General features: G+C 60.9%; 25 protein-coding genes and 1 pseudogene. 12 read left to right on the top strand and 14 right to left on the bottom strand.

What is annotated here, in order from left to right; translation table 11 throughout:
• Nucleotides 1–104: 104 nt before the first annotated feature.
• From LDO29_RS21155 to LDO29_RS21120, 8 genes and pseudogenes are all read left to right on the top strand, one after another.
• Nucleotides 105–632 (top strand): hypothetical protein, encoded by a 528-nt coding sequence (locus tag LDO29_RS21155; protein WP_224081701.1) that lies wholly within the window; start codon nt 105–107, stop codon nt 630–632.
• Nucleotides 629–1,159, top strand: coding sequence for a DNA translocase FtsK (locus LDO29_RS21150; RefSeq protein WP_224081700.1), 531 nt, complete (start codon nt 629–631; stop codon nt 1,157–1,159). Before LDO29_RS21155 ends, LDO29_RS21150 begins: the two co-directional genes overlap by 4 nt.
• A 45-nt stretch (nt 1,160–1,204) precedes the next feature.
• Nucleotides 1,205–1,780: a hypothetical protein gene (locus LDO29_RS21145; protein ID WP_224081699.1), complete on the top strand. Its 576-nt coding sequence runs from the start codon at nt 1,205–1,207 to the stop codon at nt 1,778–1,780.
• Nucleotides 1,777–2,166: pseudogene (locus LDO29_RS21140) on the top strand (DUF5131 family protein); the annotation flags it as partial. The gene LDO29_RS21145 and the pseudogene LDO29_RS21140, both read left to right, overlap by 4 nt.
• Nucleotides 2,167–2,433: 267 nt before the next feature.
• Nucleotides 2,434–2,757, top strand: coding sequence for a hypothetical protein (locus LDO29_RS21135; RefSeq protein WP_224081698.1), 324 nt, complete (start codon nt 2,434–2,436; stop codon nt 2,755–2,757).
• Nucleotides 2,758–2,932: 175 nt separating this feature from the next.
• Entirely contained in the window at nt 2,933–3,541 is a 609-nt protein-coding gene (locus tag LDO29_RS21130; protein WP_224081697.1) for a hypothetical protein, read from the top strand.
• Between the two features lie 51 nt (nt 3,542–3,592).
• The gene (locus LDO29_RS21125; RefSeq protein WP_224081696.1) at nt 3,593–4,543 is read left to right on the top strand and encodes a DNA/RNA non-specific endonuclease; all 951 of its coding nucleotides are present in this window, start codon (nt 3,593–3,595) and stop codon (nt 4,541–4,543) included.
• Nucleotides 4,544–4,556: 13 nt separating this feature from the next.
• Complete coding sequence (locus tag LDO29_RS21120) at nt 4,557–4,712, top strand: hypothetical protein (RefSeq protein ID WP_224081695.1); 156 nt, start codon at nt 4,557–4,559, stop codon at nt 4,710–4,712.
• A gap of 478 nt (nt 4,713–5,190) precedes the next feature.
• Here the strand turns inward: LDO29_RS21120 and LDO29_RS21115 are convergent, their stop codons facing one another.
• Nucleotides 5,191–6,363 (bottom strand): integrase domain-containing protein, encoded by a 1,173-nt coding sequence (locus tag LDO29_RS21115; protein ID WP_224081694.1) that lies wholly within the window; start codon nt 6,361–6,363, stop codon nt 5,191–5,193.
• Between the two features lie 1,131 nt (nt 6,364–7,494).
• Here LDO29_RS21115 and LDO29_RS21110 point away from each other — a divergent pair.
• On the top strand, nt 7,495–8,517 hold the full coding sequence (locus LDO29_RS21110; protein ID WP_224081693.1) for a PRTRC system protein D: 1,023 nt from the start codon (nt 7,495–7,497) through the stop codon (nt 8,515–8,517).
• A gap of 689 nt (nt 8,518–9,206) precedes the next feature.
• Here the strand turns inward: LDO29_RS21110 and LDO29_RS21105 are convergent.
• From LDO29_RS21105 to LDO29_RS21080, 6 genes are all read right to left on the bottom strand, one after another.
• Nucleotides 9,207–9,425 carry a hypothetical protein gene (locus LDO29_RS21105; protein ID WP_224081692.1) on the bottom strand — a complete coding sequence of 73 codons (219 nt, stop codon included), beginning with the start codon at nt 9,423–9,425 and terminating at the stop codon, nt 9,207–9,209.
• Between the two features lie 110 nt (nt 9,426–9,535).
• Nucleotides 9,536–10,579, bottom strand: a complete 1,044-nt coding sequence (locus LDO29_RS21100) for a primase-helicase zinc-binding domain-containing protein (protein ID WP_224081691.1) — start codon at nt 10,577–10,579, stop codon at nt 9,536–9,538.
• A gap of 261 nt (nt 10,580–10,840) precedes the next feature.
• Nucleotides 10,841–11,329: a single-stranded DNA-binding protein gene (locus tag LDO29_RS21095; protein WP_224081690.1), complete on the bottom strand. Its 489-nt coding sequence runs from the start codon at nt 11,327–11,329 to the stop codon at nt 10,841–10,843.
• A gap of 19 nt (nt 11,330–11,348) precedes the next feature.
• Entirely contained in the window at nt 11,349–12,110 is a 762-nt protein-coding gene (locus LDO29_RS21090) for a hypothetical protein (RefSeq protein ID WP_224081689.1), read from the bottom strand.
• An 8-nt stretch (nt 12,111–12,118) separates the two neighbouring features.
• Nucleotides 12,119–12,547 carry a hypothetical protein gene (locus tag LDO29_RS21085; protein ID WP_224081688.1) on the bottom strand — a complete coding sequence of 143 codons (429 nt, stop codon included), beginning with the start codon at nt 12,545–12,547 and terminating at the stop codon, nt 12,119–12,121.
• Nucleotides 12,548–12,646: 99 nt separating this feature from the next.
• A complete protein-coding gene (locus LDO29_RS21080; RefSeq protein ID WP_224081687.1) occupies nt 12,647–12,952 on the bottom strand; it encodes a hypothetical protein in 306 nt (101 codons plus the stop codon).
• A gap of 718 nt (nt 12,953–13,670) precedes the next feature.
• Here LDO29_RS21080 and LDO29_RS21075 point away from each other — a divergent pair.
• The 3 genes from LDO29_RS21075 (at nt 13,671) to LDO29_RS21065 (ending at nt 17,685) form a co-directional block, all read left to right on the top strand.
• Complete coding sequence (locus tag LDO29_RS21075) at nt 13,671–14,840, top strand: coiled-coil domain-containing protein (protein WP_224081686.1); 1,170 nt, start codon at nt 13,671–13,673, stop codon at nt 14,838–14,840.
• Nucleotides 14,841–14,852: 12 nt separating this feature from the next.
• Nucleotides 14,853–16,040, top strand: coding sequence for a FlhC family transcriptional regulator (locus LDO29_RS21070; protein WP_224081685.1), 1,188 nt, complete (start codon nt 14,853–14,855; stop codon nt 16,038–16,040).
• A 613-nt stretch (nt 16,041–16,653) separates the two neighbouring features.
• The gene (locus tag LDO29_RS21065; protein WP_224081684.1) at nt 16,654–17,685 is read left to right on the top strand and encodes a CAP domain-containing protein; all 1,032 of its coding nucleotides are present in this window, start codon (nt 16,654–16,656) and stop codon (nt 17,683–17,685) included.
• Between the two features lie 73 nt (nt 17,686–17,758).
• Here the strand turns inward: LDO29_RS21065 and LDO29_RS21060 are convergent, their stop codons facing one another.
• The 7 genes from LDO29_RS21060 to pilO2 are packed head-to-tail and all read right to left on the bottom strand — an operon-like array spanning nt 17,759 to nt 24,738.
• Nucleotides 17,759–18,343, bottom strand: coding sequence for a hypothetical protein (locus tag LDO29_RS21060; RefSeq protein WP_224081683.1), 585 nt, complete (start codon nt 18,341–18,343; stop codon nt 17,759–17,761).
• 15 nt (nt 18,344–18,358) lie between these two features.
• Complete coding sequence (pilV, locus tag LDO29_RS21055; RefSeq protein WP_224081682.1) at nt 18,359–19,606, bottom strand: shufflon system plasmid conjugative transfer pilus tip adhesin PilV; 1,248 nt, start codon at nt 19,604–19,606, stop codon at nt 18,359–18,361.
• 7 nt (nt 19,607–19,613) lie between these two features.
• Nucleotides 19,614–20,081, bottom strand: a complete 468-nt coding sequence (locus tag LDO29_RS21050) for a hypothetical protein (protein WP_224081681.1) — start codon at nt 20,079–20,081, stop codon at nt 19,614–19,616.
• 48 nt (nt 20,082–20,129) lie between these two features.
• Nucleotides 20,130–20,630, bottom strand: a complete 501-nt coding sequence (locus LDO29_RS21045; protein ID WP_224081680.1) for a prepilin type IV pili — start codon at nt 20,628–20,630, stop codon at nt 20,130–20,132.
• 33 nt (nt 20,631–20,663) lie between these two features.
• A complete protein-coding gene (locus tag LDO29_RS21040) occupies nt 20,664–21,704 on the bottom strand; it encodes a type II secretion system F family protein (RefSeq protein ID WP_224081679.1) in 1,041 nt (346 codons plus the stop codon).
• On the bottom strand, nt 21,701–23,503 hold the full coding sequence (locus tag LDO29_RS21035; RefSeq protein ID WP_224081678.1) for a GspE/PulE family protein: 1,803 nt from the start codon (nt 23,501–23,503) through the stop codon (nt 21,701–21,703). Before LDO29_RS21035 ends, LDO29_RS21040 begins: the two co-directional genes overlap by 4 nt.
• Nucleotides 23,500–24,738, bottom strand: a complete 1,239-nt coding sequence (gene pilO2, locus LDO29_RS21030; RefSeq protein WP_224081677.1) for a type 4b pilus protein PilO2 — start codon at nt 24,736–24,738, stop codon at nt 23,500–23,502. The genes LDO29_RS21035 and pilO2 overlap by 4 nt, the downstream gene beginning before the upstream one ends.

Below are 24,738 nucleotides of genomic sequence, written 5' to 3'. Positions count from 1 at the left end.
TCGCGCAGGAACGCTCTCTCATGCATCGACAACGAAACGCCACACTCAGCCGGCCTGCTCAGCTGCCCCGCGGCCCTCTTACCGAACGACAGGTACGAGACGCATTGGAGCTCTACCACCGGCTGCCGCAGGACGTCGCTTCCGGCGAGGCCGTTATCCGCCGTGCCGCCACGACAGCCTACGTCAACGGCTTCGAGGACTGCAAACAGTGCTTCGGGCCCCCGGCGACGCTAGCGGCGCCCGCCGGTATTTTGCCCTTGGTGCCCGACGTCGCTCTCCTGGTCAGCATCGCCGCCTGCCTGAACCCGCGCTTCGGCGGACTCACGACAGAGTGCCAGGAAGCGCATCTGACCACAGCCCGCCAGGTCTACAACGAAGTAGCCCGAATTGGTGCCTACCAGCCGGGGCGCCGCGATGGATTCCTGCGCTGGCTCTCCCGTGACTTTCCCGGCGGCATGCGCGATCCCGACGACTGCATGATCCGCCGCAGCCATGCAGGCGGGGCGGTCTTGCCTCCAATGCATGGCGGCCTGATTGCGGAAGTACTGTCTCTGCTGCGCGCGGATCCGGATCAGCCCGTGCGGGATCTGTTGCCCGCCGTTGAGTCGATCTTTTGGAGGGCGAGAGCATGACGAAGTGCCGCCGCGACCCGCAGTTGTCTTCGCCCGAAGCCTTCGAGGCGGCCTACGTCGAAGCCATCGACCTGGTCCACACCTTTAGGGCGGCCTCGATATCGCTGGTCCAGCGTCGCCTGCGGATTGGCTACGAGGCTGCGTGCCGCTTGCTCGCCCGCATGGCCAGCGAGACCACCTTCGTGCTGCCGACGCAAGGCGGGCTCTACCTCTACGCGCCAAGTGCCATCGGGAGCGAATTGGCATCCTTACGAGGCTTCGCACGGACGGTCATCCGGGCACTCCAGGCCGGCGACCTCAATCCCGACGTCCTTCGGGCCGAAGCGCTGCGCTACGGGCTGGCCACCGAGACGCCGATCGACGGCCCGTGCTCGCCGACGTGTGCCTGTGCGGAGCTGCTGGACTTCCCAGTGCAGTGCTTCCGCCCCGCGACGCATGCCGGGGCCGCTCAGGATGGGGATCCAGCCCTTTCGACATCGACCGGCCTACTTCCGGATGCTGCCTTGACAGGCAAACCTTCGGCGTAGGCTGGTTGCATCACCGGCGCCTCCTGCCGGTGCCTTAGATAAACCATGCCCGCATATATCCCTTCCCCCTCGAACCATCAGGGCTCCGACAGCGCCTCGCCCGAGGATACGCCAGCAGCCGCTGACGACCTCGAGATCACCGCCGGCGGCATACTTAAGCAACACGATTGCCTGCTTCGCTGGGCCAGCCACGACAATTTCTGGAAAGAGCGATCGTATGGCAATCGGTTCTATTTCGGCGACGGCGCGTTGGACTATGTGCCGCGGGACGTACTGGGGTCCCTGGCGGCTGACGCCGCGAGCGCGGAGCACGGCCGAGCCTTGCTGCGCGAACAGTTGCAACGGTCGATCGAAGCCATGCATATCAGCGCAATCCTGCGCGCAGAAGTTGCCAGTTTGAAGGCCGCCCGGAATTCCCATCAGGCAGCACTTGCCCAAGCCAGGGCAGCACTGCAAGCCATGATCGATATGCCGTTTGCATTTGAAGCAGGCAGGGGGCATGCCGACGAGAAGGCACGCGAGCGGGCGTACATGGCCGCGGCGGACGCGATTGCTGCGATCGATGCTGCTGAACTTGAAGCCTCTGTCGACGGCAGCACCGCCAAAAAGGAGGCCGCGTGAGCCAGAACAGCAAGATTGAGTGGACCGACCACACGTTCAATCCATGGTCCGGATGCACAAAGGTGTCGCCGGGCTGCGATCACTGTTACGCCGAGGCCATGATGGATACGCGCCTGCATCAGGTTCAATGGGGCCCTGGTGCCCAGCGCCGCCGGACGTCGGTAGCGAACTGGCGAAAGCCGCTGCAATGGAACAGGTCGCATGCGGAATTCTTTGCACAACACGGGCGCCGGCAGCGAGTCTTTTGTGCCAGCCTGGCAGACGTCTTCGATAACGCCGTTGACCCCGGCTGGCGGCTCGACCTGCTGCAGCTAATTGCTGACACGCCTAATCTCGATTGGCTTCTCCTGACCAAGCGTATCGGCAACGCTCATGCCATGCAGCGGCGCGATTTCGTCAAAGCAAGCCACGGACCAGGATGCCGACAATCGGTGCGCTATACGGCGAGTCGGCAAGAAGGCCGCTGGCCGCCTCCTAGACGGGGTGAAGCATCACGCTTTTCCACCAACGACTGGGGAGGTCGACCGTAGCGCAGCTTGAACTCTTCCCGCATGTTGCCGCCGCCTATGCAGAAGCGGACCTGTCGAGAGCTCTTTCGCGAGGCCCCCTGCCTCGACTCGAACACAAACTTTGAACCAATCGGACTTCCCTTCATGCAAGCTTACCAGCTCGATCCAGATTTCCCATGCCCGTCGACCGTTCTCGCTATTCGTGGCGCCATTGCCCTTGGACTGCAGGGTGGCCCCAGGCCCGCGGATGGGTCGTGGCTCGCTGAATTTTGGAAGGTCGGCGACACCGCCCGCGTCGCGGCCGAGGCTATGCATGATTCGGCTCACGGATTCCAGCAATTGGTAGGCGACGACACCGCCCACTTGCAGGATCACCTCAATGCACTCACCCGCGCTGCCGGCGCCATCGATGCACTGTACCCGGCCAGGCTTGAGCCTGGGCCCACCCCTGCCGATAACGACACCTGAAGTGCAACAGAATCAAGCAATCCCGGAACAATCCATGCAACAAGCGATCAGTGAACTGCTAGCGATCAGCGAGCAGTATCTTGGCCTTCAGCCGCCCACCACCTAGCCTCGAATGGGCTGTCGGCTCTCGGAAGTTGGCATAATGCGCGCCTGACTCCCGCCAATCCGCCCGACCATGGCCGACGACCTTCTCAACTGCGCCCACTGCGACAGCAAGCCTCGATTCATTGCCAATCGTTTCGAGGCGGTCATGGTCTGCACCGGCTGCGGCATGTCCACCCCACCCCAATCCATCGACGATGGGTATGACCTAGCTCACGCCGTGCTCCGGGGTATCTGGAATACGCGCGTGACCCTGCGGCCGACCGCGCAACACGAGCTGTCAGGGATCGTCCGCAGGGAGCTATCCAGTTCCGACCTCGGCACGGTGCTCGCCCTAATCGCTCGCAACGAAGACAATTGGGAAGAGCGCGGGCCGCTGTTTGCCGCCATGGCGGAGAAGCTATTGCAGCCTGAGCCATTCCTCCAGGACCTGGTGCCCGCTGAAACGCTGCTCCGGGACGCCGACCGCTATCGCAAACTGATGCGCCGCGCGAAGCTAGTCCAGATCGACGGCCGCCCCTGGGTTCACATTGAGCCTATCGACGCCTTGCCGGCAACGGTCTCAGAAGAGCTGTTTGGCGGCACGATCATTCTGGAAGAGTTTCTGGCACGCGCGCTCGATTGCGCCCCGGAGAGCAGCCCTTCGCTTTCATCGCCGCCGGGCAAGCAGTCGGCCCCTTGACTTCCCGCTCGGCTTGGCAAGATAGGGGTATCGCCATTCCAGATCCTAACGATGCGCAAACCTCTGTTCCTTGCCGCGGCCATCGCTGCAACCGCCATCAGTGCGGCTGTCACTAACACCGTTGGTAGCGCCGCCTACGCCAAAGGCCCGACCACGGCCTGCCCACAGGTCTTCGGGACCAACGGCCAGCCGAATCTCACGGCGTCGACCTATGCCAGCCGCACGCATTTCATCTGTTACCGGGGCTATGCCGTTCAGACTTCCGCAACCACCCGCACTGCACTTTGGTCGGCTGAAAACCTGACCGCCCAAGCCGTACTGGCTGCCCGCTCGGTTCCCCGAGACAGCGAGTTCTACGAGGAGGCCGAGATTCCTACTGCAGACCGCGCGCGCCTGTCGGACTATGGTCGCGGCAGCGGGCTGGATCGTGGCCACCTCGCTCCGTCGGGTGATTTCCCGGACCAGGCATCGCAAGCCGAGAGCTTCAGTCTTGCGAACGTCGTACCGCAGGCATCGACCAGCAATCGCCGACTGTGGAGTCACATTGAAACGTCGACCCGTCGCATGGTGCGCGAGTACGGTCAGGCCTTCGTGGTGACCGGCCCGGCATTCGATGCCCAGCAGGCGGCGCAGCTCAATGGCCGGATCTCGATCCCGACCTATCTATGGAAGGCCGTCTACGTCCCAGGTGTCGGGGCCGCCGCCTACGTGGCCCGCAATGACGCCACGCCGTCTTATGCGGTCGTTAGCATTGCCGAGTTGGCTGGCTTCGCTGGTGTCGATCCGTTTCCTCGCCTGGACAAGGCCTATCGGGATACCCCGATGACCCTGCTTGCGCCGACGCCCCATCCGGGCGAGAAGACAGGTCGCAAAGTAAGCCTCGCCACGCTCACAGCTACCGCCGTCGAACGGTCATCATCGCGCGAGGCCCAGCCGCATCACTATGCCTTCCGACAGTCCTCCGCAGTATCGTTCGTGCGCGCCGTGTTCAATCCTCAGTAATCAGGAAGCAAAAATGGAACGCATCAAACAGAGCATCCACACCCTGCGCACCGACCAACGGGCCCGCTTCCAGGTCGTAGGCGTTGTCGCCGCCGTTCTCTTCATCTGCTGGTGGGGCGCGACCGGGCATTTCGATTACGATCCCTGGCTTCCGAACTTCCTTCGCTGATCGCTCGGCGAGCGAGTTCAACCGGTTGAACTCGCCGTCCAGCTTCGACCACCCTATTGATACGTGGTGACATCCAGAAACGTGCAGCCGGGCATTGCACCCTTCCCTGCGCTTGTCTCTGTGCTGGCGCATTCAACCGGTCGAACGCGCGGAAGTCCGGCGACCGGCCACCTTCAATGCCGGTCCGAAATTTGCACTGCACGGAGTCGCGAAACGGCTGCCGCCATGCTCGCTGTTCACAGCAAAACACGGCGACACTCGATCCCGTTACTTAGTGCAGTCTGTCCCTCGCAAGCAGGCTCTTTTCAGTCTCTGTCCGTAACGCTGCCGGCGTTCCAACATCATTCACAATCTGGTCGAAGTCAGACTCCCCGAGCCAGAATGCCAGCGACACGCCAAGTCCAGGCAATGCCCATCGCCAGAATGCCGCACACCTCGTCCGTTCCTTACACGCGATCTTAGTGCTGCTTATTGTCCTTCATTGATTACTCCCGTTGGGGGTGGTCTGAAGCTTTGCCAAAATTCGGTACAGTGCTTGCCGCGTGATTCCAAGCGCGATAGCCGCCTTGGCTTTCACGCCGTCGGCGTCTCTCACCGCCTGAGCAGCCATCTCCGGCGTGACCGCCGGGCGGGACTCTGCAGCCTGAAACGAGTAGGTCGACAGATATGCGTTTGCCTTCGTCTGCCTGCTGTGCCCAGCCGCCGCGACAATCTTGCGCATCGCTTCTTCGTGCCGTTCGCGGTCAATCACCTTCCCGCCGCCCTTGATGGCCGCAGCCTGCCCAGCCATCCGCTCGTACATTTGGTGAAAGTACTGATGCCGCAGGCCATGCGCTGTCACGCCACACCCGTCCTTGGTGACCCCGTGTTTTTCCAGAACAGCGTAGAAATGCCGCCGCCATTGGTTCAGGGTGTAGTGCCGCGGAATCAGCGTGCCACGAGTTGGGTTCGTCTGCCCCGCCAACTCGGCAACCTCGATTAACAGGTCGTATTGCCAGATGAACTCAATCGGGACCTTCCTTGGCCGACCACCTTTCGTTCCATCGACCGTGTGCAAATGTCCGGACGGCAACACGTCATGAACCGGTCGCAAACACCAGCTCTCTTTCGCCCTCAGGCCGAATCCAGCTTCCAACTTCAATTGCATCGCGACATGACGGTCCGTCCCGGCAATCTCCTCGATCTTCGCCAGCGCATCGATCCCGTTACCTTCCCAGGATCGATCCTTTCGCGCGATGTAGCTTCGCTTGTAGTCGGCCGGACGCTCAACGTAGTCCTCGATTCTCCCGATCATGGCTGTCTTGCCCATCCACGCGGCGAGCGCGCGCAAGTGCGTCAGTCGCAGCTCCACCGACCCAACATCCAACTTCTGTCCCTCCACCCAGGATTGCACCAGCCACTGGACATGCTTTTGCCTGAGGTTGTACGGCGTCGTCAGCGCGAAACCACCCTTGCGCAGATCCACGAACATTTTGAGCAGCGCCTGTGCCCGTTGCCGCTGCGTTAGCTGGGACAGCGACCGGCCACTGACACGCGTTCCGCTTTGCGGCAAGTGCAGGTGCTCTAACGCCAACACTGCGAAAGCGGCCTTGAAGTTCTCGGGGAGGTTGTACGCGGCCAGTACCGCGCGGAGGTTGATGCCCTTGCTCATCGTCGTTACTCCAATCGGCGGCCTGATTCGCCAAAGCGAATGACTCCGCCCAGCCCCATGGGCGAGCTTCTACGCGAGGTGTAATGCCGCCCCGAACGACACTAACCACGTGGTGCGCCGGACTACCACATCCAGCTAACCGGCCACCATGCCGGAGTCCACTTCTTCCTGTCCTTTAGCGATGCCAACCGATCAGCCCTGAGCATGGAAGCAATGCGTCGTGACTGTCCGCTACGCGAACACACAGGCCTTTGCCTTGTGTGCCGCTGCGCGGCCATCCACCCGGTGCATCGTTTCGATGCCGACCCTCGCTCGCCAGGATTGTCGTCCTTGCGTTCGTGGCCTCCGCCGTGGTGGGTGATTCCTGATGCGCCGTTTTGGTACCGGTAGCGCCCCCCCGGATCGTCATGCTCTCAGAAGCCTGCGTCAGCCACAGTCGTGGCTCGCAACCAGCTCCCCGCCCCGAAGCCAGATCATCTCCGCCGCGGTGTGTCGGGCTTCGTGATCCGTGCCCAGCCTCCGGCTGTAGGGACGTATCTCATTCGTTTGGCGACTCTTCGAACACTGTCCGGTGTCCGGCTTCGGAATCGTCCACACTACGATCCACTTTCACAAACAGACCGCAAATCGGCTTGGTATCGCGGTGTCCGGTGTCCTCACTATCCGACACTGTCCACTTGATTTGATTGAAAAAAAACCGGATCAATATCCGGCTCGTACAGAGAGGCGACTGACGGCCCATTTTGGGCAGTGTCAGTGCTTGGGATGGCCGCCAAACTGGCGGCGAGGTCGATGCGTCGGGGACGCGAGAAGTGTGTCAAGGATAGCGAGCTGGGCTTCCACGTGCAAGCCCGGCTTGCGTCGAAACGGATCTGATAATCACGAGCTTTCGTTCTCTTGACATCGCATCTCCAACGGTAAAGTGGGTCATGACGATGTGCCACCAAGTAGGCCTTGGTGGCACATCGACGGCCCACGTCCCACCAAGTGCCACATCGTGCCACGTGAACCAAGACGAAACGGCCTTCGAAGTGCCACATGAAGGCATCAAGTGGCACGTCGACCGACTTGAGCCTTCCAATTCCGCCCTGGCACACGAACCGAGAAGCCCAAACTATCTGAGAGCAAGCCATGAAACAACACATTCAGCACATCAAACACTCGACCATCGCCATCGACGTCGGCTACGGCAACACCAAGTCCGCCTGGGCGCTCGGCTCGGACATCACCATGAATATGTTTCCGTCGCTGGCCCCACTGGCGGCCAATACTGCCCTGAACAGCTTTGGTGGCGGTCTATTCAAGTCCCGCAATGTCGTTACCGTCGAAGTGGACGGCGCACGTTATGAGGTCGGACCGGACGTTTCGATCAGCGGCGCTCACGTGCACACCGGAAGGGCTCTATCGGAGGACTTTGCGGCAACGCCAAACTATGCGGCGCTGCTCGGCGGCGCCCTGCATTACGCAGGTGCGCGTGAGGTGGATCGGCTGGTTCTCGGCTTGCCGGTCCACAACACGCAGAAGTACGCCGCCCATCTGAAGGACCGCTTTTCCGGCAGCCACGACTTCGGTTGGGGGGAAATTCACATTGGTAGCGTACTGCCGCTGCCCCAACCGCTCGGGACCCTCATCAGCTACATTCAGCAGAGCGGCAAGAAGTACGACCCGGAGAATGCGTACCTCGTGATCGACGTCGGCTACTTCACCACCGACTGGGTGGTCGCCCACGGGTACACCGTCGACGACACCCGCAGCGGCGGCGTTCCAGGCGGTGCGGCACATGTGTACCAACAGGTAGCGAGCCTGATCACCGCCGACCAAGTCCAGCCGATCGAGGGTATTGAGCGGATCGACAAGGCCATCCGCGAGTCCAAGCCCCTCGTGTACTTCGGGAAAGATCTCGATGTGGGTCCGTACCTGAAGGAAGCGATGGCGATCACCCAGCAATCGGTCAAGGAAATTCAGACACGGGTTGGCCGCCCCGATGACCTTAGGTCGATCATTCTGACGGGCGGTGGCGCGCAACTGTATGCGCCGGCCATTCGTGCGGCCTTCCCCCAGAACGTCATCCACATGATGGATGTGCCCTGCTTTGCAAACGTGCGCGGCTTCTATACGATCGGCGCCGCAAGGCAGACCGCCCGCACCGCGTAAGGCAACGCCATGGACAAGTTGCAGATAACCGTGACGCTGTCCGAGCCCGAGCTGCTTGCATATTTGCGGCAGTTCTCGGCTGCACGTGAGCGATCCTTCATGTTGCGAATGCTGGCTTTGCGCGGTCTCCAGTCGTGTAGTCCAGGTGGATCTGATCTCCTTTGGCCCCTGATGTTGGGCACGCCAGCGCAAGCCAGTCCTGCATCTGCGCCTCAGGTCGCCCCTCACCGACCACTTGACGAGCAGGTTTTCCCTGAGCCGGTCAAGCTGGCAAAGGACCCTGCACAGCCCCGGGCGCAGGCGTGGAGTCCGGTAACGACTTCGCCTTCCCCTCCCAACGCGATGACAAACGTGCAGGAGGCTACCGATCCTGGCACCCCAGACCCCTTGGCCGGCATTGATCTCGCCGCACTTAACGACGCAATGGCGCGATACTGAGCCTATCTGGACGTCGGCTTGACATTGCGAGATTGCCGCTAAAGTAGAATCCATATCAACGAACAACCAAGGCAAACGACCATGTCGGAATATGAAGTCATCCGCTTTTTCAAGTTTTTGCTGACGTTCGGTATCGGCTTCGCGCTGTGGGAATGCGCCCTGCGACTGTGGTGGGCGGTTCGCACGAAGTGAGACTGCAGAAAGGAAAAAAGCCCGGCGAATTGCCGGGCTTTTTGTTCAGATATGGTCGCCTAGTGGCGCGTCGGGCGTTGGCGACCTGCGCAATAGGTAAAGGCGGAATCGAAATCGGCTTCGGTATGCTGAAGCTGTGAGGAGCCGTCGTGATTGCGACAGTAGACATGGTAGGTGTCGGCTTCAGACTGGCGCGCCGGGACTGTCCCCGATGGCACTTGACGCATGGCGCGGATTTGCAGACGACCGACGATCACGTTGAACCCTTTGAACGACATGGAAAACTCCAAGAAGTGAGCTGCCGAAAGGGTTCTCCCGTGCGGGCAGAACCCGCAGGGCAGATAGAGAAGAGGATGCCGCCCCGAAGGGCGGCGCTTGCAACGACCGGCTACGCGCAGACAGCCTGCTTGCCGGCAATGTCTTGCAACCGGCTGGCAGTCAGCCATTGGTCACAAAAATCCGTGCTACGCACCATGGGTCGGTGTACGTGAACGGTAAGACCTTCACCGCGAATCCGCTTGGCCAGGGCCAGCGCATCCGCCATTCCGGGCGATTTGCCCGTCTTCGGATCAACCTCATCGAAGTCGGCGAAGATGTGCAGCGTGTGGATACCCAATCCTTCGGGCACCACAAAGCGGCTGAGCAGCACCCGGTTGAGGCAGGGCCACGTCGGCACGCCAAAGAGCATGTAGGCGGCGTAGGCATTCTCCAGCCCTTCGGCCACACCCAGTACGCCATCGCGCGGCGGCATGAGCCGCACTGCGCCGCCAGCCAGTGGATGCGCTGTCACATCATTGCGCTTGGCCGGCAGAACTTCTCCGTCAGCCGTCACAATCAAAGCCTTCGCCGGCTTGGCCGGATCCAGTGCGGTCCTGTGCACCGTCGCCATCCGACCGTCTGGTAGCGTGAACTGCGCGACGATCGTCGGGTAGCGTCCGTAGACAACACCCTCATGGCGATAGTCCATCGCGGCAAGCCGCAACGCGGTAGGACGCGGGGCAACCAGCCCTGGTACTCGAGCGGCGAGATATCGCATGGCAGCGTCGCCCGGCGCCAGTGGCGAGGCACGGGACCAGACCCGCTCTATGCGCTTTGCCTTGGCCTCGCCCGACATTGCGGGCTTCGGCTGGGCAACGCGCAAGGCCCGGGGCACCAGGCACACCGGCTTGCCACCCTCGATCTCTCTAGCCAACGCAGCAAACGACAAGCCTGTGAACCGGCAGATGAGCTGTAGCCCATCGCCGGCCATCGGACTGCCGTCGTTGCAATGCCGGCAGACCCAGTCACCGCGGCCACGTTTGTTGTCATAGGTGAAGCGGTCCTTGCCACCACAAACTGGGCACGCCGTGGGGCGCCCGGATAGGGACGACTCAGGGATGCCGTACTTGAGCAGTACGGACAACCACTGGGCCGGACTCCAGTTCAAGTTCATTTGCACTCCTGTTCGGAATGATGGTTGGTCGATGCCTGAGACAGGCGGGGAAACGCTTGCTCAAAGGACACCCCGGCCGAACCAGGGCGTCTTTTCAACAATCGCGAGAACGTTGGGGGAACTGCCCGGAATCGGGCGGTAGGAGATGGTTGCCTAGTGCCGCCGGCGAAAGCCGACGGCACTAGGAAATTGCAACGGGGGAAATGGGAGGATGCCTGAGATGATCAGCGAATTGCGAATCAGGTTAGCGACCTACCTTGGCTAGAACGGGATGTCATCATCCATGTCCTCAAAGCCATTCGACGGCGCCGATTGCTGACGCGCCGACGTACCCCGCCCCTGTTGGCCACTGTGCTGGCCCTGCTGCTGGCGGGAAGGTTGCTGGCTGTAGCTATCGCCATCATTCGCGCCGCCTTGCCGACCGCCCAGCATCTGCATCTGGTCGGCAACAATCTCGGTGCTGTACTTGTCCTGGCCGGACTGGTCCTGCCACTTTCGAGTACGAATCCTGCCCTCGATATACACCGAGGCCCCCTTCTTCAGGTACTGGCCCGCGATCTCGGCAAGCTTTCCAAACATCGAGATGCGGTGCCATTCGGTGGCTTCCTTCATCTCGCCGGATTGCTTGTCCTTGTAGCGATCGGTGGTAGCAAGGCGAAGGTTGGCGACAGCATCGCCACTCGGCATGTAGCGGACTTCAGGGTCCGCGCCCAGGTTGCCGACGAGAATGACTTTGTTGACGGATGCCATATCGAGATTTCCTTTCAGATTAATGTGAACGCGTGATCGACCACAGCCACTTATCCCACAGGACCGGTTGACCGTTTTCGTCCAGCTTTGGCTTTCCAGACCTCCGGTGGAAGGCCTGGACCTTAACCTTTTCCAGCCGCCGCACTTCCACCCAGTCACCAAGTTGGCACCCGGATTGGGAGATAGCGTCTTTGAGGCCCTCGCCCTGCAGCGTCTCGGAGCCTGTCGCCGTTTCGAGCTTCAGGGCAAACGATTTGTAGGTCCCGCCGATGCGTTTGCGATCGGGGAATTCGGCTTCGCCCCAGAAGGTGATTTTGCCGCGATGCGCAGATCCGCTCGACGCGCGGCGCGCGGGAGCGCTCACCGTCGCAGGTACGGCATCTGGGACATCGCTGGGGTGCACACGCGATAGTGGGCTTGCGCCGTTGTTGCAAGTCGCCACAATGCTCGCTGCCGGGGTGGCATTCGAGCGAATGGCTCCGGCGATGACATCAGCCAACTTTGCACCCGGATATTCTCCAGCCATGCACCAGTACGGGACTGGGTCTGGCAAGAGCTTCTGACCAAAGCGGGTCGCTGTCGGTCGGGGCTCGAAGGCCGCCACGAAGTGAACGATGCGCCCGCCTTCGTCGCGAAAGAGATTCGGCACGCCGCTGATTTCGATGTGGGCCTCGTTGCTCGACCCCGTGCCAACGATTGGCGAATGGACGGGCTCTTGTGTGACTGTGCTCGGCTGGAGAATATCCTGGAGTGCGCCAAGCATTCTCTGAAGAAATGCCATGACAACTCCTAGAGCAGAGACCCGCAACGCATCCCACGGACTTCCGCCAGGTCGCGCCTGAGACGGGAGTGGTTGAGAATGATGTCTTGCAGGACCTCGGGACTCACGCCTGTGACGGCGCAGACATAGGCATAGGGCAACGCCCCGTCCCAATAGCCAAAGATCCAGCCCAGCGTCATGTCGTAGTCTTCCTTCTCGACGGCCCTTCCTTCCATGCGAGCACGGAGCATATCGGCACAATCGGCCAGGGACTCAGGAAGGTTGTCGCCTCGACGACTATCGCAGGCGAGGCTGATGAGCGCGTCTACCATCTGCTCGCGCACGCCATCGCTCCAGTGAATCGGATCGGGCAGCGGGTCGCGCTTCGGCGGGATGGTCTTCACAGGTGCCACATCCCCGAAAAAATCGAGTTGCCAGGCGGCGGTTTGCATTTCCATAGGGTTCTCCGAATGGGAACCCAATTGCCCACCTGCCGGCGGGAACGAGGTTCCCACGACAGGTGGATAGGGCCGCCCTCAATACGAGGGCGGCTAGGGTCAGGCGCTGCGACGAGCGGCGTCCTGGCGCTTCAACGGAACGACAACAGGGGACTTCGCATAGACACGCGCCTGGGGCGCTTGCGACTCTTCCTGGTCTGCAGCTGCAGCTTGCGGCTTGGGCATCGTAACGTCTCTGGGCGTCGGCACGACGTGCGAGCGACCGAAGACATTGTGATAGACCCAAGAGACCCCAACGATTGCGATGAACAGCGCGCAAACTGCGGATTGTGTTGCTACATAGATCGCCATCAGCGAAAAAAACAGGCGGATAGGCGAGCGCAGCAGGTCAGCCAAGGATTCCATGGTTTTCTCTCTTGAAAACTGAAAAATGGGGATTTCCCGACAGAAAGGTCGGGCGATTATTCGATGCTCAGAAGAGCAAGGAATCCTTGAAGCGGCAACGCGCTCGCCGAATGCGCGCGGCATTGAGCAAAAGCGCTACTCAGGGGATTCGAAAATGGAGGAGATCTGCGAAACGAAGCACGGGCCCAGTTGCAGGCAGTGCTTGTCAATGTCGATGCGTCTACGACGCGAGAAGTAATCAGATGGTAACCCGAAACTAGCAGGTCATCAAGGCCACCGACCGCGGATTAAATCACGAGGGCCGCCTCCCTCAGAGCGCATGAGTCCACCCTATTTTTGGTAACGCACCTCAATTTGAACTGTTATCGCAAATAGGGTGGACTCACGTGCTCGCCCCGCGCAGAGCCCGGACTCTGTGAATTAAGTCGCTTTTACGACAGATCTTCATCCCGTTTAATTCCAGACCCCACCAAAGTTGCATAGGTATAAACCCGCATCACTTGGAGTCGATAAGAGAGGGGTGAAAACTGCCTCGTTTCACGCAGCAACTTGTAAGGGATACGAAAGACGCGAGCTTACAGACTCTCTGTGCGCCAAAGTTGGCATTAATCTTCCGCCAACGGAGCGACCAGAGCAACGCCTTGAGTTCGTCCCCAAGCCACTAAGGTATGAAGAGACTCGCCCGCGCTCCATTTCGACCCGACTCCTTGAAGAAGACATGAAAAAAGATAACAAGTTTGAACTGGCAGATCAGCCGCGCCAGCCGTCGATTCTTGAACTCGCACGGACGCAGCTCGCGTCATACCTTGACCCGGCCGCGATTGCGCGCATCGTGCAGGCCGGAGAAGAGATTGTGATTGCACGCGATCGGATCTTCTCCGAGCACATCGTCATTGGCTCGAAGCTTTCCCAGATTCAACACATCCTTTACACATCGCTCGCACCTCGCAGAAGCAGCCCAGAGCAGGCGGCCAATGACGCCCGTATGCTCCTGTATCAATTCTCAGAGCACAGTCTCAAGCTGCCAAAGTGGTCCGCAAAGCGATACGTACAGATCTACGAGCGCTTCATGCATAACAAGGATGCGCTCACCTTTCTGAACGTCGGCGAACTCAACATCCTCAAGCGGCAAGACATCACTGCGGAAGAGGTTGCCCTGATCGTCAAGGCCAAGCGCGCCAACGAAGCGTTTAGCCGGGAAGAGATTCTCCCATTCATTGACCGCTATCGTGCCTTAACCGCCGAAATGGAGACCCTTGAGAACCAACTGGCTGGCACCGAGGAAGAGCTGTCCGCCAGCCTGGCGCAGCAAGATTCCCTTCAGCTCGAATTGAAGTACCTCAAAGACCAGATAGCCTCCGCTGGTAGGAGCACGGAGGCACAACAGGCTGCCCTGATTGAAGCACAAACCGCCCTCGCCTCTCAGAGCGCAAACGTCGATGCCTTGCAGTTTGCCGTCGAAAAGGGAAATCGCGAGAAAGCCGATCTCCAACGGCAACTCAGCGAGATGAAGGTGCGGGTCGAGATAAAGGAGGTGCCCGTGGTGCCAGACGGCTACGCGTCGGTGACCGAGGCCATCAAGGACGCAGAGGCGAGACTGGAGTTGGTAAACAACGAGCTGAGGGCCTCCGAGGCGAAGCTTCTCGAAACGCGCGAAGTCATCGCCGCCAACGAGCAACCTTCGAGAGAGCGTGTGACTCCTCCGGCCGACCGTCAGGTCAGCCTGCGTCTGGACGGACTACTTGCAGACTTTGATGCACTACGGAGCAAGTTCCAATCCTGCCAACAGGCGCGTGAACTGCCTCAGCATCGCGGGACACTCGTTACGCTGGCCGCCTCGGTGGCTACCTTTCACCAGGAGCTGCTTGCCGCGGCTAAGGCCGCTTAAGGATCGCTGACCATGACTCGACTCATCAATAGAGATTTCCACGAACGTTTCCTGCACCCCGCGTGGGTACTTGACCGCATCATGTCGGCGAACCTGCGGCTATCAATGGCGATGGTCAGCACCCTAGCCGTCAAGCCAGAATTCGAGCCCGTCTTCGGAGCCAAGAAGGATGACCTCCAGAAGCTGCGCGATGACGCGGAGCATTCGTCGACGGTCCTATGCTCTCCGTTCCTGGTCTTCTCCCCTACCCTTGAAACGCCGGCCGATTGGGCGTGCTTCACCGATGGCTCAACTTCCACCCTAGCCTACGATCGGCTAGCGGCCGGAACACCAGCGCTGTCACCGCTTGACAAAATGTTGTTGGAGCAAAGCAACCGCACCTATGTTGGCGCGCTGTACGACGTACTTAACATGTCGCTGCTCGCAGCGCCTATGCTGGGAATCTCCATCGAACTGGCCGAGTACCTGCGCACCTTGCCGCAGCACCGCGTGGAACTTGCAATTTCGTCCCGTTCCGTGCCATTGTTCAAATGGCGCTTCCCAAATCCTCTCTTCTGGGCCGAGGCTGTCGGCAGCCGCTTCTCAAGGGAGGTCATTGCCCACTTTTTGATGGAGCATTGCCCCGTTAGGACCGACAAGCTGCCACACTCCGGCGCATGGGGTGGCCTTCGCATAGGTCGGCCGCTCTCAGAAGCCTACGCCGAGGCCTTTGTGCGCTTCAAGTGCCGTGCTAAGAGTGTTGCCTCACTCTTTAGCATGAACGTGACTACCGTGCGCCAGATGTACATCCGCATCAATGGCGAGTCATCACCGTCCGGTCACTCGCCAACGTCGTCCGCGTGGTATGTGGATTCGGCCGGAAGACGATTGCAATCGACATTCCATCTTTGGCTTTTCCGCACCGCTATCGCAACCGATGCCTCGATTCCCGAAGCCTTTATTTCGGCGGTCGATATCGCGAGGCACATGTTCGGCGATGATTCCAAAGTCAGTCCGGATCGAGCCTTCCATCTTTCTCGCTCCATGGCGACGGAGCACGAACTCACTGTACGTGCCTGCCGCACTTGCAGCACTTCCTACCTCGCCTCTGCTGGAGACTTAGCCCACGCTTCACTGTGCCCCAGTTGTAGCGGTACGCTCTCATCGCCAAATGTCGGAAAGGTTGGCCGCACGCGCCCGCGGAAGCCGAAGCCCCAATAGAATCATTGAGGGTCTGCGCACTCATGCGCGGTACTACCCACCACGCATCAACTTCAGCCAACGACCATGAACTACGGTGTATGGATATTCTAGGGCGCGTGTATTCTGATCACCGCCTACCTGGCTCACCGGCGCAGTAAGAATCCCCTATTGTGGGGCACGCTTGCGTATCTTCTGACCGTGGCGACGCCCTTCATCCTTCTCTTCGTTACCCGCCAAAAGCGGGAAACACTGAAGGAATACTTGGCCCGGTACCCGCACTGCCGGACCAAGCGCGGAATCGTTTGCGCCCATTGCTATTCGAGCAGTATCCGTCTCTGGCGCAATGCCGGATTACTGTCGATCGAGACCCGCACCTCTGTAACCATTGCGGATCGTACCTATACGATAGTTGAGACAACGAGGCGAGAACACCGCAACAGCCGGCCCTACCCCTCGTAATGGGGGCTAAAATTCGCCTCCGATCTGCCGACTAGGAAGCCATGCAGCCGATCCCTGGCTGCGTTTTTTGTCGGGATGCTAGCGCGACTTGACTTCGCGCTGACTTCGGTAAGCTGGAATCAAGTGGTTCGAGAGGCGAGCCACAAGATTCCAGCAAAAGGAAAGAACAGACATGAAGACCAATAAGACTCTCCTCAGCGTATTTGCAGCGGCGGCTGCCTTTTCTCTCGCGGCTTGCGGTGGTGGCGGGGACGGCGGTAGTTCTGGATCAGGCTCCAGCGCAAACAGCAGCACCGGGACCGACACCAAGCCAGCGCCCCAAGCACCGACGTCTGTTGCTCCTGCGACGAGTGTCCCAGTGCCGACCTATTCGAGCGGTGACCTCCGCTTGACGGCATTCAATGAACTGAACGATTACCGCGTCAAAATGGGCGTTGGCGCCCTGAAACAAGACGCCGCCCTCGACACTGCGGCGGACAATCACCTGGCCTACATGAAGGCAAATTCTATCGTCTCGCACGAAGAGATCGCCGGAAAGCCAGGTTTTACCGGCGTCAATCCGTATGAGCAAGCAATTGCAACCGGGGCGTCCCGTAACCAATGGATCGCGCAAGCAGCATATGGCGGCCTGATTACGGCGTGCGTGGGCACGTTCAGGAATTCCGTCTACCATTTACAAGGCATTACCTCGAACCAGGAGACTGTCGGCTTGGCGGTCCGAGACGGATACTGCGTCTTGAACTTTGGAGTAGTTACTGGCGCAAACGGTGGTGGATATGGTCTCGCGCAATGGGGCGGCCAGCAGATGGCCGCCAACGCAGTGGCGTATTCACCGATCGATGGGGAGAACGTGGTCGGGTTATTTAACGCGGCCGGTGAATCACCAAGCCCAGCCGCGGACCTTCCAAGCGCGGGGCACCCGGTCATGTTCCGAGTTCCAGCGCCTGACGCCGCGGACGTCCTTACGGTGTCGAGCTTTACTCTTACGGGACCCGGTGGAGCACAGATTCCCGCCCGGATTCTTGTCGCAACGGGAGCCAAAGCTGGCTCGACTGCATCGTCAATCTCCGATCCGTACGTATACAACGGCGTAGCTTTTCTTCTTCCGACCCAGCCGCTAACGGCGGGATCATACACTGCGACTTTCAGCGGCGCTCGCAACGGCGTTCCCATCACGAAGTCGTGGAGCTTTACTGCGTTCTAAGCGGGCGCCATAGCTCTTTCGGCAACGATGGATGCACTTCGCCCGCGAGGGCGAAGTGCATTCTTATTTGGTCTCAAAATCCGATGGTCCCCGGGCAGACCGCGTAATTTGCGTACTCGATGAAATCACCCGTTGTCAGACCAAGCCTTATCACGGGCGCAAGGTCAAAGCCATAAACACTATTGACGACAGCCATAGCATTTGCGTCCTCCGTGGCGACCACACATCCACGATCCTTGAAGTACTGCATCGGCAGTACCATAGCCGCCGAATATGGCATGCTAAAAAGATCCCATAGGTTGACGCCCCACGGGACTATCGTATTGTCATCAGCGTACCAACGTACGCTTTCGGCTTGCCCACTTTGCTTTAGCGTCACCGCGACCCTTTGGTGGCAGCTGTCGTTGGCTTGGCACGCGAAGCGAACGGCACCCACGCCATATACAAATCCGCCTAAGGCCGGGGGTGGTGGCGGCGGCGGTGGTGGTGGTGGCACAGGTACACCACAATAGGGCAAGCCATTTGCAGGGTTCCTCATCCATACCTGCGTGCCAAGGCAATCAGCAACCGTCATGGGCGGTGCGGGGTAAACGATCAGTTGTGCATTGGCAGTCAATGCTTGAAGCGCTAACGCCGAAGCTATAATCAACCTGCTCATTCATTCTCCTTCAGGTCAATAGACACATCCCGTCGTGACAGTGCCAACCAACTGTCCACCGATTGCGCCGACATCATTTCCGCTATACCAGGCTGCCGGCGATATCGCGCTAGCTTGGGCACCCCACTGCCATCCACCGTCGTTCATTGCGAAGTAAGTCCCCTCAATCGGCGGCATGATGTTTCCAGTGATGTTCACCATCTGCTGCTTGGGGGTGTAAATCGCCCATGGCGAGCCGCCGGGACAGTTGTCCTTCACGAAGGCCATGCCATCGGTCACGTTGTCGATCTTTCGCGTTATGACGATGTTGCCGAGTGCGTTGCTCAGAGACACATAGCGATTCCCTTTGCAGACGTAGCCGACGTTGCTCCCGCTTGTTGCGAACTGACCATTGTTTCCACACCACATGCCATCGGACACATTGGCAACGGCAGTCCCAACGGGCTGCCAAATACCGGCGGAGCAGATCACAAGCCCAGTTCCAGTCGAACTTCTACGGACGGACGTATCCACCCCGCAAGCCGTGTTCGGTGTCCCCATGGCGGTCAGGTAGGTGTCGCCGCCGCTTGTCAACGCAGTGTTTGCCGTCACCCGCCCGGCGCTGTTGAGATCATTGCCTCCCATGTCTATGGAGGTCTGCATCTTGTTTAGCTCCGGGTGGCCAGGAACCTGCACCCGATACAGGTAGCCGTTGTTGGCCTGCGCGCCGGTGAAGGCGAGCAACGATGCAAGCCGGCCACTACCGGGATTCGTAAAGTTGGCAAGCGGTACCTGCCAAGCACCATATGCGCCGTACGCGTTGGTGGACACCATCGTTGGATCACCGTTCTGGCCCGCGTAAGGCACAAAGCCGCCCTGCGCGCCAGCTTGCGCGGCGATCTGCACGAGCTGTCGGGTGTCGGTAATGGCGCGGCCGCCCTGCGAGGTCACAAGCGCCTGAAGATTGTTGGGCGTCGGCTGCAGCACCTGTAGTAGCCAGCTTTGCCCGAAGACATTGGTGGCCGAAAAGCCCGCCGGCAGATAGCCGCCATTCACGAGCACCGCCGGCGTGACTGAGACGGGCACGGTAGCTGTCGCCTGGGTCACGAGCGTGGCGGCCTGGTCCTGCACGAACTGCAATGCAGCCTTGTCAAACACCAGCATCTGGCTGGCCGCGGCCGCCGTCTGCACATTCGTCACCCCGGCCTTGGCCCACGTCGCGAAGCCTGCAAGGCTTAGCATCGACAGCATCAGCGCGATGAGATATCCAACGATCGATTCCATGCGTTCCTCAGGTATTCAACTGGACCCAATGGACCAGCGCGCCAATTGGAATGCTCGCGGGCACGCTGTACGCGGTGCCCGTCGAGATATTGACGGCCGTGCCTTGGCTGCGGACACGGAACCAGCCGAGACTTCCGCCTGTGCTGCCAAGCAGCGCGGCGCTGGCACCGGAGGACACGGGCACGTACCCGTACACATCCCGTCCACCCCCAGGTTTGGCTACGGCCATGCATCCGGCACCAGCCGGCACGGTCATACCCGATGGCAGCAAGGGCACTACACTGGCGCCGACAAGCCCCGGCGTGGCGCCGGCGGTGGTCACGCACGCTGCGCCATACGCCTGCGCCTGCTGGGCGGTTACCGTAGCCACGGACTCCATGCGGCCCGGCAACCCCGCCCCGGGCATAGCTTGCGCAAGCTGCCAACCCTGCGCCATGATTCCCGCGCAAAAGAGCACCGCTGCGATCGGTAACACGAGGTATCCCATTCTTGTCCCCTTAGGCCGTTGTGCCAGGCCGGATTCTCACTGGAAGGTGAGCGTGAACGTGGCGGTCGCGCTGCAGGCAGCACCAGCGGTTGCCTGATCGGGCAGCGTGGTCTGCGTAAAAGTCGTCGTACCGACCACCAACGTGACATAGTCCTTCAGGCTCAATGCGGCACTGACGCATTGCTTCGCAGTCTGCGCGTTGCCACCGCCGAACGTGATGACGCCTTGCGAGCCATTGTTGGCCGACGCGAGTGTCACGGTGTTACCCCACGTGTCAACCAGCGCCGTGCCGCGCACCATGTCCGTCGGGAACATACCGCCGGTAATCAGGGCAGGCACATTCGCGGTCGTGAAGTTGGTGTAACCGTTGTTGCCCTGGGAGAACCCGCCCCGTGCGTTCGTGATGATCTGCGTGATGTTCGTTGCAACCACGCTGGCTTTGTGATTCTGGAAGCCGTTATAGCTGGCGTACGCGATCCCAACCAGCGCAAGCAAGCCCAACACAGTAGCGACGACGCGCCCAAGAATTCCATCCATTTGACACTCCTATCAGGTTTGAGCACGTCGACGTTAGAACTGCCCCATCGATGACGTGAGAATCGATGAGAGAGAGTTGGCTCCGAGCTGGAGCACGATGAAAGCGAGGAACATGAAGCCAGTAAAGATCGCGGACATCACCATCCCTTTCGCAAGCAGTTGCCGCTCAATGACCTCCGCGTGCTGACGAACGGCGACAGTGATTTTTTCCGTGAAGTCATCGAAGCCGGCATAGGCGCCGATCTCGTCAATCAGATCCAGGGAGGGGAACGCGTTTCCGGCTTGCCGCATGGCCTCCGCCAGATCCAGCCCGTCGGCAAGACCCAGCCGAATCGGCCGCAAGCGCGATGCAAGCCACGGCGACGCTGTCGCAATCTGGCTCTCCAGCGCAGCGATATCTGGCACTCCGGCGCGCAACAGGGCAACGAACGACAGCAACCAGGTGAAGCCGGTGATTTCGCGGTACACCGTGAACGGGAAGATGTGCTTGTCGCAGTAGCGCCGGCCTGGACCGGTCCACCTTGCAAGCGCCCACCAGCTCCAGATTGCGTACCCGGCAAGCGTCCCGAATAGCAACGGCGCTGGCCAGCCCACGGCCAGTTCTCCCGACAAGTACATGGCGTATGCCCAATCGGTCCAACGGTCGATCGGCAGAACGCCCAGAAACTGAGGAACGATGTAGCCACCGATGAGCAGCAGCACCGCGTACAGGGTCACCAGATACACCGCCGGCGCAAAGAAGCTGGCCTGGAGCTTCTGGCGCAGGCGGGAGGTCAAATCCCGCACTTCCAGTACGAGGCGCATGGCGTCCGGCAATTGACCCGCCTTCTCGCCGGCATCGAGGACGCTGCGCTCGAGATCGCTGAGGCCCGGCCCCATTGCCGCCATCAGGGTCTTGCCATCCCGTACCTGACGTCCGACCTCGTTCGCCGCCTCGGCCGCGCGTTTGCGGCCCCGTCGCGCTTGCCGCTCGCGGAAGTCTTCGATGACCTGCGCCAGGGTCAGCCCGTTCTCCAATTGGCTCGAAGCCTGTTGGTACAGGCGTCGGCGCATTGCCCAAGCCATCTCGCTCATTGTTCCTCCCACATGGGAATGGCATCAACATTTCGCTCGGCGTCGATCGGACTTAGCCGTCCGGCCAGCACAAGGTCCATCGCGTGGGCAATCATGGGCTTGTCAGACCCCTCACGCTTCCGATGCTCGCGCCGCGCAACCAGTACGCCGTCCTTGATGCAGTCCTGCATCAGCGCTTCGCTAGCAACGACCACCTCGGCGACCGCCTGCTGGCCGACAATCGCTTCGCCGTGACAATGGGAGCAACCCGCGCCACGCACCCGGACTTCCGACAAGTCGCCCCAGGACTGCAGTGCTCTCAGCATGTAGTCCGGAAGTGCCTGTCGGGCATGCTCAAGCGGCACCGAGCACTCCGGACAAAGCAGCGGCACGATGCGCTGGGCGATCAGCCCGATGATCTGGTTGTGGTTCGCAATCACCTCCATGGCGAGTCGAACGTGGTCCAGCATCATCAGCCGCGAGAACGTTTCAAACGGGTCGGTCACGTGCAGGGTTGTCAGCACAAGGTGGCCAGTGGCCGCAGCCTGCAACGTTGCGATGGCCTCCTCCACACCGCGGATTTCGCCAAGCAGCACCGCGTCCGGATCCATCCGCAGCGTCATGCGCAGCATTTCGGGGAACCGCTCACTTTCCGTCGTGAGCTGGACAGCCCAGTCCATCGGGTACTCGGTCGGGTTTTCGATGGTGATAAGCCGCTTTTCCGGAAAGAGCCTCGCCTGGTGCCGCGTGCACTCGAACAGCGTTGTGGTCTTGCCGCTGCCGGTTGGCCCCGTCACCACAATCACCCCCATCGGCCGGCGCAGCAGTTGGGAAATCAGTTCGACCTGAAGCGGCGTGTATCCCATCTGTCCGAGCTTGAAGTCACCGCCCGGCGCCTTGGGAGTCCGCAGATCGAGTCTCTTTGCCGCATCGACCGCGTCCGCCTTCAGTGCCCCCTCGTGATGCTCACGGTACTGCAGTCGAGCGACCAGAAAGCCGCCGCCGGCTTCAACGGGATATGCCGGCCCGCGGATGATCCGCACGCTCGACAGCCCTGTTCCGGGCAGCGCGTCTCCAGCAATCTGTGCATCCTGAACATCGAGCGGGTTGTAGGTCGCCGCTTTTACCGTCGCCAGGCCCGTGTAGATTGCGCGGATTAGGCGCTCGCCCTCCTCGCGTCGCATCGACAGCGCCGACACCGTTCGCAAATCGCCCTTGATCCGTACCTGAATCTCGGTATGGTCATCGCGCACCAGGATGTGAATATCCGATGCGATCATGGCCGCGCAATCGGCGATCAATCGGCGTGCGAGCGTCAAGGTCTGCAGGTCGGTATCCAGCAGTTGCCCGGAACCGCGCTCCTGCCGAAGCTCGGCGAGTTCCTGCGCCGAGACCTTTCGGATCTGCGGGGCAACGCCGCCGCGTCGCAACTTGGATTCCCACGTCAGGAGCCGCGGCGTGCCGAAATGCCGGGCATCCACGAAAATCTCGCAGCCATGCACCGCCAGGACCTGTTGGACGTTCTCCTCGGACAGGCCGAACTCCCTTGCAACGTCCTCAACATAGAGTCCGCTATCCGCCGCACGCTGACGAAGGGCGCCAGCCTGCTCGGCCGTCAGATAGTTGAGGTTCAAGGCAACGCGGTCAAAGGGCGCGGCGACGTTTCGCGGGTAGATGATGTGGGGCTCAAGAACCTCCGGAGGCGGCGCCAACACCAGAACATCCGCCCTGACGGATGGCTCTACCCTTGCCGCACCACTGCCGGCGCGTCGCGACGCCTTGCCCTGGGCTCGCCAGAGTCGCGTGATCGTTCCCATCATCTTTCACTCCGTAGCGAGCAGCCGTTCCGCGTCGCGTAGAGCTTCGCGGTCCCTTTCCAGGTCTGGTTGGCGGCCTCATAGCTGATCTCGGTCAGCCGGACACCTGCCACGGCTTCAATTCCCTCGCCCGCTCCCAGCCACGGCGGCGCGCCGAAGCCGATATCAGCCGTCATCGCCAACCACGGGTCGACCGGTGTCTTTCCGTCCGTTGGCAGCAACGCGGGCGGCAGTGTCAACTGCAAACTCACGCCATTCCTCTGGGCATAGGTCCACATCGCACGCTGCGCTTCGGCCGAAGAGCTGATCTCGCGCGAGGAAGGCAGGAAAGCGGCCGGGGCGCTTGCCGTCTCGGTGGCAAGGTTCCCATCTACGGTCAGCACGCCTGGCGCGGTGTCCGCCACGCCGCCTTCTCGCTTCCACGTCGTCTCGATCGTCAGTGCCGTCGGCGTGGCCGGCTTGCAGCGCCAGCCGGCCAGCGTCCAACCGCCCTGTGCAAGCGCCTGTCGATCCCACGCACGGCGGCACGCCAGCATGAGTTCCTTGGGCGCCGCGATTTCCACCCACGGCGCGGCTTGCTGACGGGCCGCCTCGTTGGCGAGCCGCGCAGCCGCTATGGCACGCTGTTGCATCCTCTGGGCTTCACGCTCCGCCTCCTGCTGCTGGTCGTACCAGTACCAGCCGCCTCCGATTAGAGCCATCACGCCCGACACTGCAGCCATCGTGTAGGCTTGCGACTTCCAGCGACCAGTTAGCGCGTCACGCATGACGGAAACGCCCTTCGAGGCGCGCGCCATCGTGGCGAGGTCGCGCAAGGTGCCTTCGATTTCGGTCCACTCGCCAAGGGCGCGATGCCGTTCGCGGATCGGATTGATTTCTTCCAGCGTGCCGACCCGATCGCCGCCGGCGATGACTGCGTGCCCCTGTCGCACCGCGACATACCAGTAGACATCGCCCCGGAGATGGAACAGCCCCATCCAAGGCTGGCGATGCTGACCCGCGACAATCGCAGCCAGCGGCTTCAGGCGAGCCGGTTTGGTGCCCGCGATAGCTTCGCAGAATCCGGTCTGAACGGCGCCCTCCGTGCTTTCGTGCACGACGCACCAACGACCATTGCGGCCAAGGTCCAGCGCTCGCGCGCGCAAGGCACTCTGGCTCGGCTGGGTTTCCTCATGCTGCCAGGACAGCCCGACAGCAAAGCCGCCCTTGAGCCCCGGAAATGACAGGACTTCGGCCAT

This window comes from Cupriavidus laharis (assembly GCF_914271435.1).
GTDB lineage: Bacteria > Pseudomonadota > Gammaproteobacteria > Burkholderiales > Burkholderiaceae > Cupriavidus > Cupriavidus laharis.
Note: the sequence above shows the minus strand (reverse complement) of the source record. Positions and strands in the feature narration are given on the sequence as shown.

Bases quoted from the DNA above. Each gene is read 5' to 3' on its own strand.
- LDO29_RS21125 (WP_224081696.1), top strand. From the start codon at position 3,593: ATGCGCAAACCTCTGTTCCTTGCCGCGGCCATCGCTGCAACCGCCATC.
- LDO29_RS21060 (WP_224081683.1), bottom strand. From the start codon at position 18,343: ATGAGCAGGTTGATTATAGCTTCGGCGTTAGCGCTTCAAGCATTGACT.
- LDO29_RS21085 (WP_224081688.1), bottom strand. From the start codon at position 12,547: ATGGAAATGCAAACCGCCGCCTGGCAACTCGATTTTTTCGGGGATGTG.
- LDO29_RS21095 (WP_224081690.1), bottom strand. From the start codon at position 11,329: ATGGCATCCGTCAACAAAGTCATTCTCGTCGGCAACCTGGGCGCGGAC.
- LDO29_RS21075 (WP_224081686.1), top strand. From the start codon at position 13,671: ATGAAAAAAGATAACAAGTTTGAACTGGCAGATCAGCCGCGCCAGCCG.
- pilV (WP_224081682.1), bottom strand. From the start codon at position 19,606: ATGGAATCGATCGTTGGATATCTCATCGCGCTGATGCTGTCGATGCTA.
- LDO29_RS21135 (WP_224081698.1), top strand. From the start codon at position 2,434: ATGCAAGCTTACCAGCTCGATCCAGATTTCCCATGCCCGTCGACCGTT.
- pilO2 (WP_224081677.1), bottom strand. From the start codon at position 24,738: ATGGCCGAAGTCCTGTCATTTCCGGGGCTCAAGGGCGGCTTTGCTGTC.
- LDO29_RS21110 (WP_224081693.1), top strand. From the start codon at position 7,495: ATGAAACAACACATTCAGCACATCAAACACTCGACCATCGCCATCGAC.
- LDO29_RS21090 (WP_224081689.1), bottom strand. From the start codon at position 12,110: ATGGCATTTCTTCAGAGAATGCTTGGCGCACTCCAGGATATTCTCCAG.
- LDO29_RS21150 (WP_224081700.1), top strand. From the start codon at position 629: ATGACGAAGTGCCGCCGCGACCCGCAGTTGTCTTCGCCCGAAGCCTTC.
- LDO29_RS21105 (WP_224081692.1), bottom strand. From the start codon at position 9,425: ATGTCGTTCAAAGGGTTCAACGTGATCGTCGGTCGTCTGCAAATCCGC.
- LDO29_RS21145 (WP_224081699.1), top strand. From the start codon at position 1,205: ATGCCCGCATATATCCCTTCCCCCTCGAACCATCAGGGCTCCGACAGC.
- LDO29_RS21130 (WP_224081697.1), top strand. From the start codon at position 2,933: ATGGCCGACGACCTTCTCAACTGCGCCCACTGCGACAGCAAGCCTCGA.
- LDO29_RS21045 (WP_224081680.1), bottom strand. From the start codon at position 20,630: ATGGATGGAATTCTTGGGCGCGTCGTCGCTACTGTGTTGGGCTTGCTT.
- LDO29_RS21035 (WP_224081678.1), bottom strand. From the start codon at position 23,503: ATGATGGGAACGATCACGCGACTCTGGCGAGCCCAGGGCAAGGCGTCG.
- LDO29_RS21065 (WP_224081684.1), top strand. From the start codon at position 16,654: ATGAAGACCAATAAGACTCTCCTCAGCGTATTTGCAGCGGCGGCTGCC.
- LDO29_RS21040 (WP_224081679.1), bottom strand. From the start codon at position 21,704: ATGAGCGAGATGGCTTGGGCAATGCGCCGACGCCTGTACCAACAGGCT.
- LDO29_RS21070 (WP_224081685.1), top strand. From the start codon at position 14,853: ATGACTCGACTCATCAATAGAGATTTCCACGAACGTTTCCTGCACCCC.
- LDO29_RS21115 (WP_224081694.1), bottom strand. From the start codon at position 6,363: ATGAGCAAGGGCATCAACCTCCGCGCGGTACTGGCCGCGTACAACCTC.
- LDO29_RS21100 (WP_224081691.1), bottom strand. From the start codon at position 10,579: ATGAACTTGAACTGGAGTCCGGCCCAGTGGTTGTCCGTACTGCTCAAG.
- LDO29_RS21120 (WP_224081695.1), top strand. From the start codon at position 4,557: ATGGAACGCATCAAACAGAGCATCCACACCCTGCGCACCGACCAACGG.
- LDO29_RS21080 (WP_224081687.1), bottom strand. From the start codon at position 12,952: ATGGAATCCTTGGCTGACCTGCTGCGCTCGCCTATCCGCCTGTTTTTT.